2 protein-coding genes are annotated in these 1,771 nt (G+C 45.5%); both read right to left on the bottom strand.

The annotated features are described in order from the left end of the window. On the bottom strand, positions 1-617 hold a 617-nt coding region (locus tag BMW38_RS19235), incomplete at its 3' end, for a thiolase family protein (protein WP_280138568.1). Positions 618-1,087: 470 nt separating this feature from the next. Beyond that, complete coding sequence (locus tag BMW38_RS19230) at positions 1,088-1,741, bottom strand: 3-oxoacid CoA-transferase subunit B (protein ID WP_092711092.1); 654 nt, start codon at positions 1,739-1,741, stop codon at positions 1,088-1,090. Positions 1,742-1,771: the final 30 nt, after the last annotated feature.

Raw genomic sequence — 1,771 nt, 5'->3', positions numbered from 1 at the left:
ACGATTTCTTTAGAAAAAAAGCCTTTGGCTTGCGCGCTTGCGGTGCGTTGTTGGCTCACCAAGGCAAACTGGTCCTGATCTGCACGATTGACGTTGAACTTTTCAGCCACGTTTTCGGCAGTCTGGGGCATGGTATCTACACCATACAATTCTTTAAGTTTTGGGTTAATAAAACGCCAGCCCATGGTGGTGTCTTCAATCTTCTGGCTACGGCCAAAAGCACTGTCAGACTTACCCATCACATAGGGTGCACGGCTCATGCTTTCTACACCACCTGCAATCACCAAGTTAGCTTCACCTGCTTTAATAGCACGGGCAGCCATAGCAATCGCATCGAGTGATGAACCACACAAACGGTTAATGGTGGTTGCTGGAACCTGATACGGTAAACCAGCAAGTAAAGCTGACATACGACCGACATTACGGTTGTCTTCACCCGCTTGGTTAGCACAGCCATAGATCACATCATCGACCTGTTCCCAATCTACATTTGGGTTACGTTGGATTAAAGCTTTAATCGGCACAGCGCCAAGGTCATCGGCACGCACAGGAGCAAGGCCACCGGCGTAACGGCCGAATGGAGTACGGATGGCATCGATGATATAAGCGTTTTTCATTCTTACATTTCCATTTTAAAATCTGTTGCTGTCATTGCCACATCGTTAGACTCTTTTTCAGCATTTGCTGGAGCTCATCGTTACTACTAAATTAGGAGTAGTCATGACGGAGTCTTATCGCGTTGAGCCAAATGCTAGTAGCTAATTCTTGTCACTTTTTTAAAAAAGTGACCAAAAACCTTTGTTGAACAGAGGAGGCTTCCATGCCTCCCTGTTCAACGGGCGACATCCATGTCGCCTGTCACAATAGCGAATTACGGGAAAATCCAAATTAATAAGTAAGAACCGTATTCAAAGCCTTCCATTCTGTGTTTCGCGGTGGCGACATGGATGTCGCCTGGTTGCTCAGCACAACAGGGATGTTGTGTCTGAGTAACAAAGGATTTTTGTTACTTTTTATCCTTAAAAAGTAAGGCATTGCTTGTACAAGAAACTTTTGCTTTAACTCGTGATCTGAAGCTTTATAAAACTTAAGTTTTTGTTGTATCAATCAAAGTTGCACCCGTTAAAGCCTGTAACTCTTCAAAGTTAAGACCTTCTACTTTCTCAATCACTTTCAAACCATCTTTGGTCACATCAATCACACACAGATCGGTGTAAATACGGTCCACACAGTGCTTACCCGTTACCGGATAAGTTAGCTCAGCCACAATCTTCGGTTCGCCTTGCTTGGTCACGTGGTCTGTGGTGATAAATACTTTTTTAGCACCAACCGCTAAATCCATCGCACCACCCACAGCAGGAATCGCATTGGGTGCACCCGTGTGCCAGTTCGCCAAGTCACCATTGGCTGCAACCTGAAAAGCACCTAGTACAGCAATATCAAGGTGTCCACCACGCATCATCGCAAATGAGTCGCCATGATGGAAAAAGCTGCCGCCCTCAAGCATGGTCACAAATTCTTTACCCGCATTAATCAGTTCAGGGTCTTCTTCACCGGCTGCTGGTGGGGGACCAAAAGCCAACAGACCATTTTCAGAATGAAGGAAAATATCTTTATCGTTAGGTAAGTAGCTGGCGATCTTGGTTGGTAAACCAATGCCCAAGTTTACATAGGCGCCATCTGGAATATCTTGTGCCACACGTTTTGCAATCTGGTCACGGCTGAGTTTCTGGTAGCTCATGTTATTTCTCCTTATTGCTTATTGTGCGGG

The sequence above is a fragment of the Acinetobacter sp. yr461 genome (assembly GCF_900110445.1).
Lineage (GTDB): Bacteria > Pseudomonadota > Gammaproteobacteria > Pseudomonadales > Moraxellaceae > Acinetobacter > Acinetobacter calcoaceticus.
Note: the sequence above shows the minus strand (reverse complement) of the source record. Positions and strands in the feature narration are given on the sequence as shown.

Excerpts from the sequence above, each read along its gene's own strand:
- BMW38_RS19230 (WP_092711092.1), bottom strand. The coding sequence starts at position 1,741 with ATGAGCTACCAGAAACTCAGCCGTGACCAGATTGCAAAACGTGTGGCA.